Source organism: Pantoea sp. GM_Pan_3, assembly GCF_026541045.1.
Lineage (GTDB): Bacteria > Pseudomonadota > Gammaproteobacteria > Enterobacterales > Enterobacteriaceae > Pantoea > Pantoea anthophila.
This window is the reverse complement of record NZ_JALNVA010000002.1, coordinates 100,560-118,453: the sequence shown is the minus strand read 5'-3', so window position 1 is coordinate 118,453 and position 17,894 is coordinate 100,560. Positions and strand designations below refer to the sequence as shown.

The window sequence follows — 17,894 nt, the reverse complement described above, 5'->3', positions numbered from 1 at the left end:
GGCGCATCCGGCGCCCCTTAATGCATCGCATCACCCAGACCGAATACGGGCAGATACATCGCGACTACCAGCGAGCCGACGATAGCGCCAATGACTACCATCATGATCGGCTCCAGCGACGCCGCCAGGGTATCAGCACGTTTGCGGGTCTCTGCCTCGTGCCACTCCGCCAGACGCGCCAGCATCACATCCAGTGCCCCCGCCTCTTCGCCGACCCGAATCAGCTGACCACATAACGGCGTGAACAGCGAGTGATGCATCAATGCCTGATGCAGGGGATGACCCTGAGCAATGTGCTGCTGGAGGGCGGCCATGGCCTCCCGCCAGAGCAGGGCAGAGAGCGTCACTTCTGCGGCGGCCAGTCCCTGCAACAGGGTCAACCCGGCACGCTGCGTCAGCGTCAGGATGGTGTAGATCTGCGTCAGCTGCATCCCCCGCCATAATCCGGCAAGCAGGGGGAGGCGCAGCAAAAGCGCCTGTTCGCGGCGCTGCCAGTCCGCAGAGCGCCGTCGCAACTGAAACACAATCGCCAGTATCAGCGTTACGCCGAAAGCGAGGACGCCTCCCCATGCCTGAAGCTGGGCTGATAGCTGCATCACCGCTGCCGTAAAGGCGGGCAGGGGCGCGTCAAAGGCGTCATAGACGGCAACGAACTCAGGCAGCACAAACAGCAGCATGCCGCAGGTGACAGCGAGGGCCACCAGCAGGATGAACAGCGGATAACGCAACGCTTTCACCACCTGCTGACCTAACTGCTGTTGCCGGATCTGCTGACGGGCCAGCTCATCGCAGCAGACATCAAGCTGACCGGTCAGTTCACCCACCTCCATCAGTGCCGGATAGAGCGCCGGAAAAATCTGTGGCCATTCACGTAATGCCTGAGAAAAAGGGGTGCCGCTGAGCACCCGATAATGCAGGGCGAGCAGCAATGCCCGCCAGCCTGCATGCGGATGCCCCTCAGCCAGTAACGCCAGACTCTCTGCCAGCGGCAGACCGGCTTTGAGCAGGGTTGCCAGCTGGCGTATCAGATCGCTCTTCTGCTGCCACTTCCATTCCGACTGACGCCAGCCCTTTTCCCGCTTCCAGCTCACGGGCAGCAGGTCGCGCTGCGCCAGCACCCGCAGCAGAGTTTCACTGTCAACCGCCAGCAGCTGACCACTGCGCAACTGCCCCTGGCTATCTACCGCCTGCCAGCGGAACAGCGCTGCATCAGCCATCGTCCAGCCCGATGACCCGCTGCATCTCTTCCAGCGAGGTGTCGCCCCGGCTTACGGCTTCCAGACCGGAAACCAGCAGGGTGCGCAATCCCTGCTGTTTTGCCAGCGTGAGCAGATTCTCCAGCGGCATCTCAGCAGCAATGGCATTCTGTAGCCTGGCATTGATCGGCAGCAGTTCAAACAGCGCCAGCCGGCCAAAGTAGCCGGAGAAACAGTGATCGCAACCGGGCGCCCGCCAGGTTTGCAGCGTGCCGGGCCAGATTTCTGTGGGGTAGTGCGCCACCGCCTGGGCCGGCTGACGGCAATGGGGGCAGAGGCGCCGGACCAGGCGTTGAGCCACGATCAGCTTCAGCGCCGGGCCCAGCAGATAACCGGGGATGCCCATCTGCCGCAGCCGCGTCAGCGTCTCGGCGGTAGAGTTGGTGTGCAGGGTTGAAAGCACCAGATGGCCGGTCTGCGCTGCCTTCACTGCAATCTCTGCCGTTTCGGCATCGCGGATCTCTCCGACCATAATGACATCCGGATCCTGTCTCAGTAACGCCCGCAGCACACGGTTAAAATCCAGCCCCTTGCGGTTATGGATCTGCGTCTGATTAATGCCGGACAGCGGGATCTCAATCGGATCTTCCACGCTGCACAGGTTTTTTTCTGGCCGGTTCAGGGCGCTGAGTCCACTGTAGAGGGTAAATGTCTTGCCGCTGCCGGTCGGCCCGGTGACCAGGATCATCCCCTGCGGCTGGGCCAGCGCCGCCGTGAAGAGGCGCAGCTGCGCAGGGGGGAGACCGAGCTTATCCAGTGACAGCGCCGCGCTTTCACTCTGCAATAGCCGGATGACCGCTTTTTCACCGCCATACACGGGTAACGTTGCCAGACGAAAGGAGGCTGACTGACCGGCGATCGCCAGACTGAACTGACCATCCTGGGGCAACCGGCGTTCGGCAATATCCAGTCCGCCGAGGATTTTCAGGCGCGCCAGCAGCGCCGCAGGCTGGGTCACAGGCAGGGAAGAGAGCGGGTGAAGGACACCGTCAATGCGCAGCCGCACCCGCATCCCCTCAGCGCCGGGTTCGATATGCACATCCGAGGCGCGACGTTCCAGCGCCTGACGCAGAATCAGCTCGGCGGCTTCAATCGCCGATTCAGCGGGTGTCTCTTCGCGCGCGACCCGCCCCGTGTCGGCATGCTGACGTTGATCCAGGCGGGCCTGCGGCCAGCATTCAATGTCAATCTGACACTGACTGGCAAAGTGAAGCGCTTCAGAGAGGCCGGGCGGAACGCTCTCCGCTACGGCAACGCGTAACCGATCGGCATCATGCTGCAAAATCAGCGCGCGATAGCGCTGGCAGAGTGCTGTTATTGCGTCGTCAGGCGGATTCATCGCTGGCCCCTTTATCCGCAAAGCGGAACTGTTCCAGGCAATTGTCGCGCAGATTGTTGTTGCTGCTGGTGCAGCTGCGCTGCCAGCTGATACTGCCATCCGTGGCATCATGAATCGGCACCATTTCAACGCTCAGGCCATTCAGACTCTCCTGGCCGGTCAGTGTAATCACCCCGTTAGTGACGCTCAGTGCCGAAACGTAGCGCGATCCTTTCGCAGCAGGGATACCAGCCTGTCCGGCCTGACACTGCGTCGGGCCGCCGCGCTCCATGGCACAGAGTTCGACGGCGGTTTTATAGGGCACCATCGTTTGCAGCATGTCGGTGAGCGCGGCGCGCTGCAGATAGTTTTGATAGGCGGGCAGGCCGATGGCACTCAGAATCGCCACAATGCCGACCACAATCATCAGTTCAACCAGCGTAAATCCACGTTGATAGTTCATTCCATCGTCTCCTGATTAAGAAGTCGACAGGGTAGAAAGCGGGGGCAATGAAAAACAGTGGCGAGTTTTCAGGCTGGAAAGGATCACCGAAAGAATGTGCGTCGTTACAGCGCAGTAGCAATGGCGCTGTAAGCGAGGTCGCAAAACGTGTGGCCGCGCGGGCAGGTCAGCAGAGTGCGCGGACAGAGGCAGCGGCACTGACCGTGCCGCTGCGGTTTACTTTTGCTGAAAACGCATCGAGAGATCCAGCGCCCGGACATGTTTGGTCAGTGCGCCAACCGAAACGTAGTCCACGCCGGTCAGGGCGATCTGCGGCAGGGTGGCTTCGGTAACGTTGCCGGAAACTTCCAGCAGCGTCCGCCCCTGATTCAGTTCGACGGCGGTACGCATCTCCTCCAGGCTGAAGTTATCCAGCATGACAATGTCAGCGGCGGCCTCCAGCGCCTGGCGTAACTCCTCCAGCGATTCCACCTCAACTTCAACCGGCACGTCTGGCTGTAACCACTGCGCTCTTTCCACCGCCTGAGCAATCGACCCGCTGGCGATAATATGATTCTCTTTGATCAGATAGGCGTCAGAGAGGCCGAGCCGGTGATTGCTGCCGCCACCGCAGAGCACGGCATATTTAAGCGCCGTCCGCAGGCCGGGCAGGGTTTTACGCGTGTCCAGCAGCTGGGTCTGGCTGCCTGCCAGCAGCGCGACATAGCGGCTGACTTCGGTCGCCACGCCGGAGAGCGTCTGCACAAAATTGAGCGCCGTCCGCTCGGCGGTCAGCAGCAGGCGCGCCGGGCCTTCAATTTCAAACAGCAGCTGGTCAGCCTTGATCGGATCGCCATCACTGACGTGCCAGTTCAGGGTGGCGTGCGCGCCCAGCTGAATAAACACCTCTTCGACCCAGCGTTTACCACAGAAAACACCGGCTTCGCGGGTAATGACCTGCGCATGGGCCTGGGTGTCGGCCGGTAACAGCTGTGCGGTGATATCGCGGTCGGCGTCGATCTCCCCACCGAGATCCTCCTTTAACGCCAGCGCAACGGCATCCGGGATGTCACTTTCAATGCGTTTAATCAGCGCCTGACGGCGGCTGTCGGGATCATAACCACGAGAAGACATAGGCTTACACTCCAGAAAAGGGGATGTCTGAGGCGGTCACAATAGCCTGAACTGCCACGCGGTGCCAGCCATAAACCGTATTTTGTTTAGTATCCTTAACAAGGAATCAGATAATGTCACGCTGCCGACACACTAAGGGGCAAGAATCCTTTATTATTCATGCTATTCTCAGCCAGGCAGAACAAGGAAATCCGGTATGAAAATCAAACAGGGCTGGCTGACCGGTGTACGTCAGGTGCCCTCATTACATTGCAATGAACGACCTGACAATGAGGCGCCGTCGCTGCTGGTGATTCACAATATCAGCCTGCCGCCGGGAGAGTTTGGCGGACCGTGGATCGATAAGCTGTTCACCGGCACGCTTCCGCCGGATGCGCATCCCTATTTTGCCGATATCGCGGCACTGAAAGTGGCGGCACACTGCCTGATTCGCCGTGACGGCGAGATTGTGCAGTATGTTCCCTTTGATAAGCGCGCCTGGCATGCGGGGGTTTCGCAGTTTGAGGGCCGGGAAAACTGCAATGACTTCTCTATTGGCATCGAGCTGGAAGGAACTGACAGCGAGCCTTATACCGGGGCGCAATATCGGGCTTTGCAGCAGGTTACGCAGTTGCTGCTGCAGCACTATCCGGTCACGCCTGCACGTATTACCGGGCATAGCGACATCGCTCCGGCGCGCAAAACCGATCCTGGTCCTGCTTTTGACTGGGAGTACTACAGAGAGCTGTTAACGCAGCAAAAATCCTGATTTTTGCGGGGTCAGTATGACGTTGTTTACCTTGTTGTTGGTTCTGGGCTGGGAGCGCCTGTTTAAACTGGGTGAGCACTGGCAGCTCGAACACCGGCTGGAGCCGATTTTTCGCCATCGCCGCCACTTCTCCATGATGCGGACGCTGCTGATGACCGTGCTGGCGATGGCGCTGACGGCACTGGTGCTGGTGACGCTGAAAGGCGTGCTGTTTGGCGTGGTGCTATTGCTGTTCTGGATTGTGGTCGGGCTGCTCTGTATCGGGGCCGGTTCAGTGCGGCAGCACTACCATCACTATCTGAAGGCGGCCAGTCATGACGACGATGCGGCGCATCAGGCGATGGCGGCGGAGCTGACGCTGATTCATGGTGTGCCGGTGGAGTGCAGCGAACGCGAATTTCTGCGCGAGCTGCAGAATGCGCTGATCTGGATAAACTTCCGTTTCTATCTGGCCCCGATGTTCTGGCTGGTGGTGGGTGGCCCCTGGGGACCGGTGCTGCTGGTGGGTTACGCCTTCCTGCGAGCCTGGCAGGGCTGGCTGGCAAAGCACGGCACACCGATGGCGCGGGCGCAATCGGGGGTCGACGGTATTCTGCATCTGCTCGACTGGATACCGGTCCGGCTGGCGGGGGTGGCTTACGCTCTGCTGGGCCACGGTGAAAAGGCGCTGCCCGCCTGGTTTGTCTCACTGACCGATCGTCACCGTTCTCAGTATCAGGTGCTGACCACCCTGGCGCAGTTCTCGCTGTCCCGCGATCCGCACACGGATAAAGTTGAAACGCCACGGGTGGCCGTGGCGTTGGCGAAACGGACCTCACTGGTGCTGGTGGTGGCCGTAGCGCTGCTGACGATTTATGGCACGCTGGTGTGATCAGCAGGGGGCACGCCAAAATCGGGCGTGCCATCGCTGCGCCAGCTGAAGTATTTCAGTCGGGTATGGCGGTTCGGGTCCCATAACGGATCGCCCTCAATCTCCGTGTAGTTTCGTGCATGGTAGACCAGCACGTCCCGCCCCGACTCATCCTGCGTAAAACTGTTGTGCCCCGGCCCATACTGATGATTGTCCCAGCTGGAAACAAACACCGGCCGCGCCGATTTCTGCCATGCGGTCACGTCGAGCGGGTCCGCCTCTGCGGCAATCGACAGCATGCCCAGGCAGTAATTCTCATCGGTGGCGCTGGCGGAGTAGGTAACAAACAGCCTGTCACCATGACGAATGACCGCCGGTCCTTCATTCACGCTAAATCCTGCACACTCCCACTCATATTCAGGCCGGCTCAGCATTACCGGCGTGCCTTTCAGCGTCCAGGGATTAAGCAGCTCCGCCAGATAGAGGTTGGAGTTACCGGGAATGGCGGGATCTTTCTGTGCCCAGAGATACCAGTTTTTACCCTGATGCACGAAGTGGGTGGCATCCAGTGAAAAGCTGTCAAGCTGGCTGAAGACGCGCCGGCAGGGCTGCCATTCGCCCTGCAGCGGGTCGCCGGCCTCGCACACCAGTGCGTACATCCGATGCTGGAATAATCCCTCTTTAATGTCGCGCGTCGGTGCCGCCGCGAAATAGATCACCCACAGCCCGTCGATATAGTGCAGCTCGGGTGCCCAGATGAGTTCGCTGCAGGGGCCGCTCTCCGGCTTGCGCCAGACCACCACCGGTTCTGCGCTGCGCAGGTCAGCCAGCGTGGTGGCGCGGCGAATCTCCAGCCGGTCATATTCCGGTACTGAGGCGACAAAATAGTAGTGCTGTTCATGGCGCAGAATAAACGGGTCAGCGCGCTGCTCAATAAAAGGATTCGGCCAGGTTGGGCTCATTTTACATCTCCGGTTGGCGTGGCAGCACGGTTGTGCAGACGAACAGTGTGTAAGTCGTGGAAGTTTTCGCGACGCAGCGCCAGATCCTGCTGGATGGTGAGCATCATTTTGCGGTCAACCTTCATCAGCCGTACTACGCCGGCGGTGATCAGGTAGCCGACGCCCGGAATAACGGTAAACAGCAGCATGATGCCGTTAATCGCCTCGGCTGACTGCTGTTTTGCGCCCGCGTTGTAGCCATACATTGAGAGCAGAAAACCGACCATCGCCCCCGCGACAGCCAGACCCACCTTGAGGAAAAAGAGGTTGCCGGAGAAGCTGATGCCGGTAATGCGTTTACCGGTTTTCCATTCGCCGTAGTCATCCACATCGGCCATCAGTGACCAGTGCAGGGGGGAGGGGATCTGATGCAGAATATTCAGCACAAAATAAGCCACCACGACCATCAGAGTGGCGTGTGGATCGATCCAGTAAAAGCCGCTGGAAAAAAGGGCCAGCGCGATATTGGTCCAGAAAAAGACTTTGAGTTTGCACCAGCGGTCGGTGAGCACTTTCGCCAGCGTGCTGCCCACCATCATGCCGATTACCCCCAGGCTGATAAACAGGGTGGCGAAGTGCGTTGACTGACCCATGACCCAGGTTACGTAGTACATGGTCGCCGCCATGCGAATGAAGCCGGGACAGACGTTGCAGAAGGTGAGCAGCAGGATCCGGACCCACTGGTCATTCTTCCAGACGTCACGCAGATCTTTTTTCAGGTCATCATTGCTGGGAACGGCAGGGCGGATGCGTTCACGCACCGTAGCAAAGCAGAACAGAAACATCGCCAGGCCCAGGGTGGCCAGCACCGCCATCGCCATCTGATAGCCGCGCGCCTTATCCGCGCCGCCAAACCACTCCGCCATCGGCAGCAGTGACAGGGAGAGGGTCAGCGTGGCGATGCCCACCATAACAAAGCGGTAGGACTGGCAGGAGACGCGCTCGCCGGGATCGCTGGTAATCACGCCGCCCAGTGAACAGTAAGGAATATTAATGGCGGTGTAGGTCAGTGACATCAGGAAGTAGGTGACAAATGCCCAGATCACCTTGTTGTGATAGGTCCAGTCTGGCGTGGTAAACATCAGTACGCTGAACAGCACGTAGGGAACGGAAACCCACAGCAGCCAGGGACGAAAACGGCCCCAGCGACTCTGGGTGCGATCGGCAATCGCGCCCATAATCGGGTCGGTGACCGCATCCAGCACCCTGACCGAGAGCAGCAGCGTGCCCACCAGCGCCGGAGCCAGGCCGAACACATCGGTATAGAAGTAGTTGAGGAACAGCATGATGGCACCGCCAATCATGTTGCATCCGGCATCGCCCATGCCATAACCCAGTTTTTCTTTGAATGTGAGTGCCGCGGGCTTCATTGTGCTTCTCCTGCAAACCATGAAGCTAATGATTATCAGCGCTTAAGTCATTCACGGCGTGGCAGTATTGAGTCACAGAGATGGACAAAACGGGCGGGCGCAAAAAAATGTGAACTGGCACGCAGGCGCGGGCCCGTTCACATCACATTAAGCGGGGCAGGGCGGCAGAGAATCGTTAAGCTGCGCTGTTATTCTGCCCTTCAACCAGGCCACCGAGAAGACTGCCAATCCAGCCACCAATGGTGCTGAAAAGCGTACTGGCCACCGAGGAGATCACGCCGTTAAGAAAGGGAATCGGTATCAGGGAACCCATCACGCTGCCCAAAAGCGAACCGGCCTGCTGGCCGACGGCGGTGGTGATATCCTGAATCAGGCCACATCCGCTGACGGCCATAATTTCTGAAGGTGCGAGTTCACGCATAGTTATTTTTTCCTTTATTGGGTGAGAAGCAGGAAAAAATTATCACTACCCGTCAGCAATAAAAATAGTAACAAAACGAAAGTGGCCGGTGCGCCTGAGCAGGCGCACCGGATATGAGAAGGGATCAGACTTTCTGCGTCTGGTTCTTAATAAAGTAACCCAGCGCCAGAATCACCAGCCAGACCGGGATCAGCCAGACAGAGATGGCCATGCCCGGCGTGGTTGCCATCAGCACCAGAATTGCCGCCAGGAAGATCAGGCAAATCCAGTTACCGGCCGGATAGAGCAGCGCTTTGAAGCGGGTGGTCACGCCCTGCTGATCTTTCTTACGACGGAACTTAAGGTGCGCCAGGCTGATCATCGCCCAGTTGATGACCAGTGCAGAAACCACCAGTGACATCAGCAGGCCGAACGCTTCACCGGGCATCAGGTAGTTGATCAGCACGCAGAGCGCCGTGGCGACCGCAGAAACCAGAATGGTTAAGACCGGAACGCCGCGACGGTCAACTTTCAGCAGCGATTTGGGCGCGTTGCCCTGCTGAGCCAGACCAAACAGCATACGGCTGTTGCAGTAAACGCAGCTATTGTAGACCGACAGGGCGGCCGTCAGGATCACCACGTTCAGCGCATTCGCCACCATGGCATCGCCCAGCTCGTGGAAGATAAAGACAAACGGGCTGACTTCAGAGGTGACACGACTCCACGGCATCAGTGACAGCAGCACCGCCAGTGAACCAATGTAGAAAATCAGGATGCGCCACAGCACCTGGTTGGTCGCTTTCGGGATGCTGACTTCCGGATTATCGGCTTCAGCGGCGGTGATCCCCACCAGCTCCAGCCCACCGAATGAGAACATGATGATCGCCATGACCGTCACCAGACCGCCAATGCCGTGCGGGAAAAAGCCGCCCTGTTCCCAGAGGTTACGCACCGTCGCCTGCGGACCGCCGTTGCCGCTGAAGAGCAGCCAGCCGCCGAACAGGATCATGCCAATGACCGCCACCACTTTAATAATGGCGAACCAGAACTCCATCTCACCAAAGACTTTCACGTTGGTCAGGTTGATGGCGTTAATCATGACGAAGAAGATGGCTGCCGAGGCCCAGGTCGGAAAGTCGGGCCACCAGAACTGAATATATTTGCCGACGGCAGTGAGCTCTGCCATGGCGACCAGCACGTAAAGTACCCAGTAGTTCCAGCCCGAGGCGAAGCCGGCAAAGTTGCCCCAGTATTTATAGGCGAAGTGGCTGAAGCTGCCGGCAACCGGCTCCTCAACGACCATCTCGCCCAGCTGGCGCATGATTAAAAAGGCAATAAAACCGGCAATGGCATAGCCCAGAATAACGGCCGGACCGGCGGATTCGATGACCGATGCGCTGCCCAGAAACAGGCCGGTTCCTACTGCTCCACCCAGCGCGATGAGCTGAATATGGCGGTTCTTAAGACCACGTTTCAGCGCCTCGCCTTGCTGTTGTTCCATACAAACCTCGTGATGTTTTTATTCTTCGTTCCCAGCGCGGTTCGCTGTAAGGAAGTAGTTACATTAACGTATTGATTATTTTACGGTATCTGGCGTGCCGAGTGCTGCCATGCGCTACCCTGGCGACAAGAATAGTGATAAGCGAATCGCTTTGCACCTGCTTTCGCCTTTCGTGCTGAGAGTTGACTGAAAAAACGCCGTCCCGGTCACGTCAGGCCAGAGAAATTTCTGCCATGAAATGCGGTTCATGACGAATAGCTTTCACTTATGGATGCCGCTGCGCTTCGGGGCTAAGCAGGTGTAAGGTTTGGTAAAAGTGAATTTATTTAACATTCAGCCCAACGCGAATTTTTCATTTTTTTAACCGCAAGTTAGCGTCAGGGCGGGCTTCAGAGGCAGGGGAATGTCACAGACACCATATAGACACAAGGTGAATACTTTGTTACTTTACCGCCACCTCTGTACAATTGGTATTACCAATTTACTCCGGACGACTGGCTTAATAAGAAGGGATGATGGCTTACAGTAAGATTCGCCAACCCAAGCTCTCAGATGCTATCGAGCAACAGCTCGAATCCCTGATTATGGAAGGGACACTGCGTCCGGGAGAGAAGCTGCTCCCTGAGCGCGAACTCGCCAAACAATTCGATGTCTCACGTCCGTCTCTCCGCGAAGCGATCCAGCGCTTAGAAGCGAAAGGATTGTTGCTGCGCCGTCAGGGCGGCGGAACATTCGTACAGGAGCATCTCTGGCAAAGCCTGAGTGATCCACTCGTTGAGCTTCTCGCAGACCATCCGGAATCACAGTTTGACCTGCTGGAAACGCGTCATGCCTTAGAGGGCATCGCCGCCTATTACGCGGCGCTGCGCGGCACAGAAGAAGATCTGCTGCGCATTCGCGACTGCCATGTGCACATCCAGCAGGCGCAGGATAGCGGCGATTTAGACGCCGAAGCGGACGCCGTGATGCAGTATCAGATCGCTGTCACAGAAGCGGCCCATAATGTGGTGCTTTTGCATTTGCTACGCTCAATGGGCCCTATGCTGGAACAAAACGTCCGTCAGAATTTCGAATTGCTCTACTCTCGCCGGGAAATGCTGGCAAAAGTGAGCGGTCACCGCGCCAGAATCTTTGAGGCGATTGTGGCCCGTGAGCCAGAAAAAGCGCGCGAGGCTTCACACCGTCACCTGGCGTTCATAGAGGAAATCTTGCTGGACAGAAGTCGGGAGCAGAGCCGTCGAGAACGCTCCCTGCGTCGTTTACAGCAACGTAAGGAATAACGTGCGACAAAGATCGTACGGACATGTGCGACGAGCCTGCCTGCTTGTGCTTTGACAGGCTCCCGATTATTCAACGTATTAGACACAGATAAGGAACACACCCATGTCAGAACGTTTACACAATGACGTGGATCCGATTGAAACTCGTGACTGGCTACAGGCGATCGAATCGGTCATCCGTGAAGAAGGTGTTGAACGTGCACAGTATCTGATCGATCAGGTACTGGGTGCAGCCCGCAAAGGCGGCGTGAACGTTGCTGCAGGTTCGTCTGCTATCAGCAACTACATCAACTCTATTGCCGTTGAAGATGAACCCGACTATCCGGGCAACACCTCTCTTGAACGTCGTATCCGTTCCGCTATCCGCTGGAACGCCATCATGTCGGTGCTGCGCGCATCGAAGAAAGATCTGGAACTCGGCGGCCATATGTCCTCCTTCCAGTCTTCTGCGACCATTTATGAAGTGTGCTTCAACCACTTCTTCCGCGCGCGTAATGACAAAGATGGCGGCGATCTGGTCTATTTCCAGGGCCACATCTCTCCGGGCATCTATGCCCGTGCGTTCCTTGAAGGTCGCCTGACCGAAGAGCAGATGAACAACTTCCGTCAGGAAGTTGACGGTAAAGGTCTCTCTTCTTATCCGCACCCGAAATTAATGCCGGAGTTCTGGCAGTTCCCGACCGTTTCTATGGGTCTGGGTCCATTGTCAGCGATCTATCAGGCGAAGTTCCTGAAATATCTGGAACACCGTGGCCTGAAAGATACCTCTGCTCAGACCGTCTACGCCTTCCTGGGTGATGGTGAGATGGATGAGCCAGAATCCAAAGGTGCGATCACCATCGCGACCCGTGAAAAACTGGATAACCTGGTCTTCATCATCAACTGCAACCTGCAGCGTCTGGATGGCCCGGTCACCGGTAATGGCAAGATCATCAACGAGCTGGAAGGCATCTTTGCCGGTGCTGGCTGGGAAGTGATCAAAGTCATCTGGGGCGGTCGCTGGGATGAGCTGCTGCGCAAAGATACCAGCGGCAAGCTGATTCAGCTGATGAACGAAACCGTCGACGGTGACTACCAGACCTTTAAATCCCGTGATGGCGCCTATGTGCGTGAGCACTTCTTTGGTAAATATCCGGAAACCGCCGCGCTGGTTAAAGACATGTCCGATGATGAAATCTGGGCACTGAACCGTGGCGGCCACGATCCGAAGAAAATCTACGCGGCACTGAAAAAAGCGCAGGACACCAAAGGCAAGCCGGTGCTGATCCTGGCGCATACCATCAAAGGTTATGGTATGGGCGACACCGCGGAAGGCAAAAACATTGCTCACCAGGTGAAGAAGATGAACATGGATGGCGTGCGCTATATCCGTGATCGCTTCAACGTGCCGGTTGCTGACGATAAAATCGAAGATCTGCCGTACGTGACCTTCGAAAAAGGCTCAGAAGAGCACACTTACCTGCACGGTCAGCGTGAGAAGCTGGGTGGCTACCTGCCAACGCGTCAGCCGAAGTTCACCGAGAAGCTGGAAATGCCAGCGCTGGAAGAGTTCGGTGCGCTGCTGGAAGAGCAGAACAAAGAGATCTCCACCACCATCGCCTTCGTTCGTGCCCTGAACGTGATGCTGAAGAACAAGTCGATCAAAGATCGTCTGGTTCCGATCCTCGCGGATGAAGCGCGTACCTTCGGTATGGAAGGTCTGTTCCGTCAGATTGGTATCTACAGCCCGAACGGCCAGCAGTACACTCCGCAGGACCGTGAGCAGGTTGCTTACTACAAAGAAGATGAGAAAGGCCAGATTCTGCAGGAAGGGATCAACGAGCTGGGCGCAGGTTCATCCTGGCTGGCAGCGGCGACCTCTTACAGCACCAACAACCTGCCGATGATCCCATTCTACATCTATTATTCGATGTTCGGTTTCCAGCGTATCGGCGATCTGATGTGGCTGGCGGGTGACCAGCAGGCGCGCGGCTTCCTGGTCGGCGGAACCTCCGGTCGTACCACGCTGAACGGCGAAGGCCTGCAGCATGAAGATGGCCACAGCCATATTCAGTCGCTGACCATCCCGAACTGTATCTCTTACGACCCGTCTTACGCCTATGAAGTGGCTGTCATCATGCATGATGGTCTGGTGCGTATGTATGGCGAAGCGCAGGAGAATATCTACTACTACATCACCACGCTGAACGAAAACTACCATATGCCAGCCATGCCGCAGGGTGCGGAAGAGGGTATCCGTAAGGGTATCTACAAGCTGGAAACGGTAGAAGGCAGCAAAGGCAAAGTGCAGCTGCTGGGCTCAGGTTCTATCCTGCGTCACGTACGTGAAGCGGCACAGATCCTGGCGAAAGATTACGGTATCGGCTCTGATGTCTACAGCGTCACCTCGTTCACCGAACTGGCGCGTGATGGCCAGGATTGTGAGCGCTGGAACATGCTGCATCCGACAGAAGAAGCACGCGTGCCTTACATCGCTCAGGTGATGAATGACGCGCCAGCGGTTGCCTCAACCGACTATATGAAACTGTTCGCTGAACAGGTTCGCAGCTATGTTCCAGCCAGCGATTACCGCGTGCTGGGTACCGATGGCTTTGGTCGCTCTGACAGCCGTGAGAATCTGCGTCATCACTTTGAAGTTGATGCATCTTATGTGGTGGTTGCTGCGCTGGGTGAGCTGGCTAAACGCGGCGAGATCGAGAAGAAAGTGGTGGCGGATGCCATTACCAAATTCAACATCGATGCCGATAAAGTTAACCCGCGTCTGGCTTAAGAGGTAAGAGAGTAATGGCTATCGAAATTAAGGTACCGGATATCGGGTCTGACGAAGTTGAAGTCACCGAGATTCTGGTGAAAGTTGGCGACAAGGTGGAAGCCGAGCAGTCGCTGATCACCGTGGAAGGCGACAAAGCCTCAATGGAAGTGCCTTCCCCGCAGGCTGGCGTAGTGAAAGAGATCAAAATCGCCACCGGTGACAAAGTAGAAACCGGCTCGCTGATCATGGTGTTTGACGCAGAAGGGGCCGCAGAAGCGGCACCTGCCGCCGCCGAAGAGAAGAAAGCGGACGCAGCACCTGCACCCGCCGCGGCAGCAGCCACCGCCAGCAAAGAAGTGGCTGTGCCGGATATCGGCGGTGACGAAGTCGAAGTCACTGAGATTCTGGTGAAGGTTGGCGATAAAGTTGAAGCCGAACAGTCACTGATTGTGGTGGAAGGTGATAAAGCGTCAATGGAAGTGCCGGCTCCGTTCGCGGGTGTGGTTAAAGAGATCACCATTGCGACCGGCGACAAAGTCAGCACCGGTTCTGCCATCATGGTCTTTGAAGCGGAAGGGGCTGCACCGGCCGCTGACGCGAAGCCAGAAATGAAAGAAGAAGCGGCATCGGCACCCGCCGCAGCGGCGGGCGTAAAAGAGGTTAATGTCCCGGACATCGGCGGTGATGAAGTAGAAGTCACCGAGATCCTCGTGAAAGTGGGCGACAAAGTTGACGCTGAGCAGTCACTGATCGTGGTGGAAGGCGATAAAGCGTCAATGGAAGTGCCTGCGCCATTCGCGGGTACCGTCAAAGAGCTGAAAGTGGCGACCGGCGACAAAGTCAGCACCGGATCACTGATCATGGTGTTTGAAGTTGAAGGTGCCGCACCGGCCCCGGCGGCAGCGAAGCAGGAAGCCGCACCGGCCCCGGCTGCAAAACCAGAAGCTAAATCTGCGGCGCCTGCTCCGGCAGCCAAAGCGGACAGCAAAGGTGAGTTTGCCGAGAACGATGCGTACGTTCACGCCACCCCGGTGATCCGTCGCCTGGCGCGTGAGTTCGGTGTGAACCTGGCGAAAGTCAAAGGCACCGGCCGTAAAGGTCGCATTCTGAAAGAAGACGTGCAGACTTACGTGAAAGAGGCGGTGAAACGCGCTGAAGCGGCACCGGCTGCGGCAAGCGGTGGCGGCCTGCCAGGCATGCTGCCATGGCCGAAAGTGGACTTCAGCAAGTTCGGTGAAGTTGAAGAAGTCGAACTGGGTCGTATCCAGAAAATTTCGGGTGCGAACCTGAGCCGTAACTGGGTGATGATCCCGCACGTTACGCATTTCGACAAAACCGATATCACCGATCTGGAAGCGTTCCGTAAGCAGCAGAATGCCGAAGCAGAGAAGCGTAAGCTGGATGTGAAGTACACCCCGGTGGTGTTCATCATGAAAGCTGTCGCTGCCGCGCTTGAGCAGATGCCACGCTTCAACAGCTCGCTTTCCGAAGATGCGCAGAAGCTGACGCTGAAGAAATACATCAACATCGGTGTGGCGGTCGATACGCCAAATGGTCTGGTGGTTCCGGTCTTCAAAGACGTGAACAAAAAGGGCATTACCGAGCTGTCGCGTGAGCTGATGGCGGTGTCGAAGAAAGCGCGTGACGGTAAGCTGACTGCGGGCGATATGCAGGGCGGATGCTTCACCATCTCCAGCCTTGGCGGCCTGGGAACCACGCACTTCGCGCCGATTGTTAACGCGCCGGAAGTGGCTATCCTGGGTGTCTCTAAATCGGCGATGGAGCCGGTGTGGAACGGTAAAGAGTTTGCGCCGCGTCTGATGATGCCAATCTCTCTCTCCTTCGACCACCGCGTGATCGACGGAGCTGATGGTGCAAGATTCATCACCATTATTGGCAATATGCTCTCTGACATACGTCGTTTAGTTATGTAAATGTGAAGAAGGCCGGCGGATGCCGGCCTTCCTTTAACGTTTCGTCGCGTCACGGTTGGCAGTTTGTTAACAATTCTGTAAACTCTTGCGGTGAAAGTCCCGGTGGAACAAGGGCATTATAAGAACGTCTGACCCGCCGGATATCAAATAAGAGGTCATGATGAGTACAGAGATTAAAACCCAGGTCGTGGTACTTGGGGCAGGTCCTGCAGGTTACTCTGCAGCCTTCCGTTGTGCGGATTTAGGTCTGGAAACCGTACTGGTAGAGCGTTACAGCACCCTTGGCGGTGTGTGTCTGAACGTCGGTTGTATCCCCTCTAAAGCGCTGCTGCACGTTGCCAAAGTGATCGAAGAGGCGAAAGCCCTTGAAGAGCACGGCATTGTGTTTGGTCAGCCCTCTACTGATATCAACAAGATTCGCAGCTGGAAAGAGAAGGTGATTAACCAGCTGACTGGCGGCCTGTCAGGAATGGCAAAAGGTCGTAAAGTCAAAGTGGTTAATGGCCTCGGCAAATTCACCGGTGCTAACACCCTGGTGGTGGAAGGTGAAGGCGGCGCGACCACCATCAACTTCGATAATGCCATCATCGCTGCGGGTTCACGCCCAATCGAACTGCCTTTCATTCCTCATGACGATCCCCGCGTCTGGGATTCAACCGATGCGCTGGAACTGAAAGAAGTGCCGAAGCGTCTGCTGGTTATGGGCGGCGGTATCATCGGTCTGGAAATGGCGACGGTGTATCATGCGCTGGGTTCAGAGATCGATGTGGTTGAGATGTTTGACCAGGTTATCCCGGCTGCGGATAAAGATGTCGTCAAAGTCTTTACTAAGAAAATCAGCAAGAAGTTCAACCTGATGCTGGAAACCAAAGTGACCGCCGTTGAAGCAAAAGACGATGGCATTTACGTTTCAATGGAAGGCAAAAAGGCACCGGGTGAAGCGCAGCGTTATGACGCAGTGCTGGTGGCTATCGGTCGTGTGCCGAACGGTAAAGGTCTGGATGCTGGTAAAGCGGGCGTGGAAGTGGACGATCGCGGCTTTATCCGCGTCGACAAGCAGATGCGTACCAACGTGCCACACATCTATGCTATCGGCGACATCGTCGGTCAGCCAATGCTGGCGCACAAAGGCGTGCATGAAGGCCACGTTGCGGCGGAAGTGATCTCCGGTCTGAAGCACTACTTCGACCCGAAAGTGATCCCATCCATTGCCTATACTGAGCCAGAAGTTGCCTGGGTCGGTCTGACCGAGAAAGAAGCGAAAGAGAAGGGCATCAGCTACGAGACCTCCACCTTCCCGTGGGCTGCCTCTGGCCGTGCTATCGCTTCAGATTGTGCAGACGGTATGACCAAACTGATTTTCGACAAAGAGACGCACCGTGTTATCGGTGGCGCGATTGTCGGCACTAACGGCGGCGAGCTGTTAGGCGAAATCGGTCTGGCGATTGAGATGGGTTGTGATGCGGAAGATATCGCGCTGACCATCCATGCTCACCCGACCCTGCATGAGTCAGTCGGTCTGGCAGCAGAAATCTTCGAAGGCAGCATCACCGATCTGCCTAACGCGAAAGCGAAGAAGAAGTAAGTTTCCGCTGCTGCAAAGAGAAAGCTCCCGTTATGGGGGCTTTTTTTTGGCCTGGATTCTGAGCAGTATATTTAGTATGTATCTGGGGTAAGTCAGGGTGTAAAATCTGGTAGATTTTTGGTGTCCGAAAAAATCTATTTTAATCATCAAGATAATTTTAGAGTGTTCCCCGCGCGAGCGGGGATAAACCGCCCTCCGGTGGGTATCAGTGTTGTGCTGATGGGTGTTCCCCGCGCGAGCGGGGATAAACCGCGCGAGGAGGCTGATGCCCGGCAGTACAGCGAGTGTTCCCCGCGCGAGCGGGGATAAACCGGCCTCAGCCG

The 17,894-nt window shown here is 56.8% G+C and carries 14 protein-coding genes and 1 CRISPR repeat array (1 of these 15 only partly in view); of the genes, 6 read left to right on the top strand and 8 right to left on the bottom strand.

Annotated features, from left to right (window positions below):
- Positions 1-17: 17 nt before the first annotated feature.
- From hofC to nadC, 4 genes are all read right to left on the bottom strand, one after another.
- A complete protein-coding gene (hofC, locus tag OXR04_RS08395) occupies positions 18-1,217 on the bottom strand; it encodes a protein transport protein HofC (protein WP_267369798.1) in 1,200 nt (399 codons plus the stop codon).
- Complete coding sequence (gspE, locus tag OXR04_RS08390; RefSeq protein ID WP_267369799.1) at positions 1,210-2,595, bottom strand: type II secretion system protein GspE; 1,386 nt, start codon at positions 2,593-2,595, stop codon at positions 1,210-1,212. Before gspE ends, hofC begins: the two co-directional genes overlap by 8 nt.
- A complete protein-coding gene (ppdD, locus tag OXR04_RS08385; RefSeq protein WP_009092106.1) occupies positions 2,582-3,037 on the bottom strand; it encodes a prepilin peptidase-dependent pilin in 456 nt (151 codons plus the stop codon). The genes gspE and ppdD overlap by 14 nt, the downstream gene beginning before the upstream one ends.
- Before the next feature lie 216 nt (positions 3,038-3,253).
- The gene (nadC, locus tag OXR04_RS08380) at positions 3,254-4,150 is read right to left on the bottom strand and encodes a carboxylating nicotinate-nucleotide diphosphorylase (RefSeq protein ID WP_009092105.1); all 897 of its coding nucleotides are present in this window, start codon (positions 4,148-4,150) and stop codon (positions 3,254-3,256) included.
- A 196-nt stretch (positions 4,151-4,346) separates the two neighbouring features.
- On the opposite strand from nadC, the gene ampD reads away from it, so the two are divergent.
- Entirely contained in the window at positions 4,347-4,898 is a 552-nt protein-coding gene (gene ampD / locus OXR04_RS08375) for a 1,6-anhydro-N-acetylmuramyl-L-alanine amidase AmpD (RefSeq protein ID WP_009092102.1), read from the top strand.
- A gap of 16 nt (positions 4,899-4,914) precedes the next feature.
- Positions 4,915-5,769, top strand: coding sequence for a beta-lactamase regulator AmpE (ampE, locus tag OXR04_RS08370; RefSeq protein ID WP_058957895.1), 855 nt, complete (start codon positions 4,915-4,917; stop codon positions 5,767-5,769).
- On the opposite strand, the gene OXR04_RS08365 is transcribed toward ampE, so the two are convergent.
- The 4 genes from OXR04_RS08365 to aroP all read right to left on the bottom strand — a co-directional run bounded on the left by OXR04_RS08365 (position 5,751) and on the right by aroP (position 10,020).
- Entirely contained in the window at positions 5,751-6,710 is a 960-nt protein-coding gene (locus tag OXR04_RS08365) for a family 43 glycosylhydrolase (protein ID WP_267369800.1), read from the bottom strand. The two genes, ampE and OXR04_RS08365, sit on opposite strands and share 19 nt — an antisense overlap.
- Positions 6,707-8,119, bottom strand: coding sequence for an MFS transporter (locus tag OXR04_RS08360; protein ID WP_111208295.1), 1,413 nt, complete (start codon positions 8,117-8,119; stop codon positions 6,707-6,709). The genes OXR04_RS08365 and OXR04_RS08360 overlap by 4 nt, the downstream gene beginning before the upstream one ends.
- Positions 8,120-8,294: 175 nt before the next feature.
- The gene (locus tag OXR04_RS08355; RefSeq protein ID WP_009092098.1) at positions 8,295-8,540 is read right to left on the bottom strand and encodes a hypothetical protein; all 246 of its coding nucleotides are present in this window, start codon (positions 8,538-8,540) and stop codon (positions 8,295-8,297) included.
- Positions 8,541-8,664: 124 nt separating this feature from the next.
- On the bottom strand, positions 8,665-10,020 hold the full coding sequence (gene aroP / locus OXR04_RS08350; RefSeq protein WP_009092097.1) for an aromatic amino acid transporter AroP: 1,356 nt from the start codon (positions 10,018-10,020) through the stop codon (positions 8,665-8,667).
- A gap of 515 nt (positions 10,021-10,535) precedes the next feature.
- Between aroP and pdhR the strand changes: the two genes are divergently transcribed.
- The 4 genes from pdhR (at position 10,536) to lpdA (ending at position 17,571) form a co-directional block, all read left to right on the top strand.
- Positions 10,536-11,300: a pyruvate dehydrogenase complex transcriptional repressor PdhR gene (gene pdhR / locus OXR04_RS08345; RefSeq protein WP_009092096.1), complete on the top strand. Its 765-nt coding sequence runs from the start codon at positions 10,536-10,538 to the stop codon at positions 11,298-11,300.
- A 103-nt stretch (positions 11,301-11,403) separates the two neighbouring features.
- The gene (gene aceE, locus OXR04_RS08340; RefSeq protein WP_009092095.1) at positions 11,404-14,070 is read left to right on the top strand and encodes a pyruvate dehydrogenase (acetyl-transferring), homodimeric type; all 2,667 of its coding nucleotides are present in this window, start codon (positions 11,404-11,406) and stop codon (positions 14,068-14,070) included.
- 14 nt (positions 14,071-14,084) lie between these two features.
- A complete protein-coding gene (aceF, locus tag OXR04_RS08335) occupies positions 14,085-15,986 on the top strand; it encodes a pyruvate dehydrogenase complex dihydrolipoyllysine-residue acetyltransferase (RefSeq protein WP_267369801.1) in 1,902 nt (633 codons plus the stop codon).
- Between the two features lie 160 nt (positions 15,987-16,146).
- Positions 16,147-17,571: a dihydrolipoyl dehydrogenase gene (lpdA, locus tag OXR04_RS08330; RefSeq protein ID WP_046101230.1), complete on the top strand. Its 1,425-nt coding sequence runs from the start codon at positions 16,147-16,149 to the stop codon at positions 17,569-17,571.
- A gap of 162 nt (positions 17,572-17,733) precedes the next feature.
- Positions 17,734-17,894: direct repeats of the CRISPR family, unit length 28 nt; unit sequence GTGTTCCCCGCGCGAGCGGGGATAAACC (it continues 1,576 nt past the right edge of the window).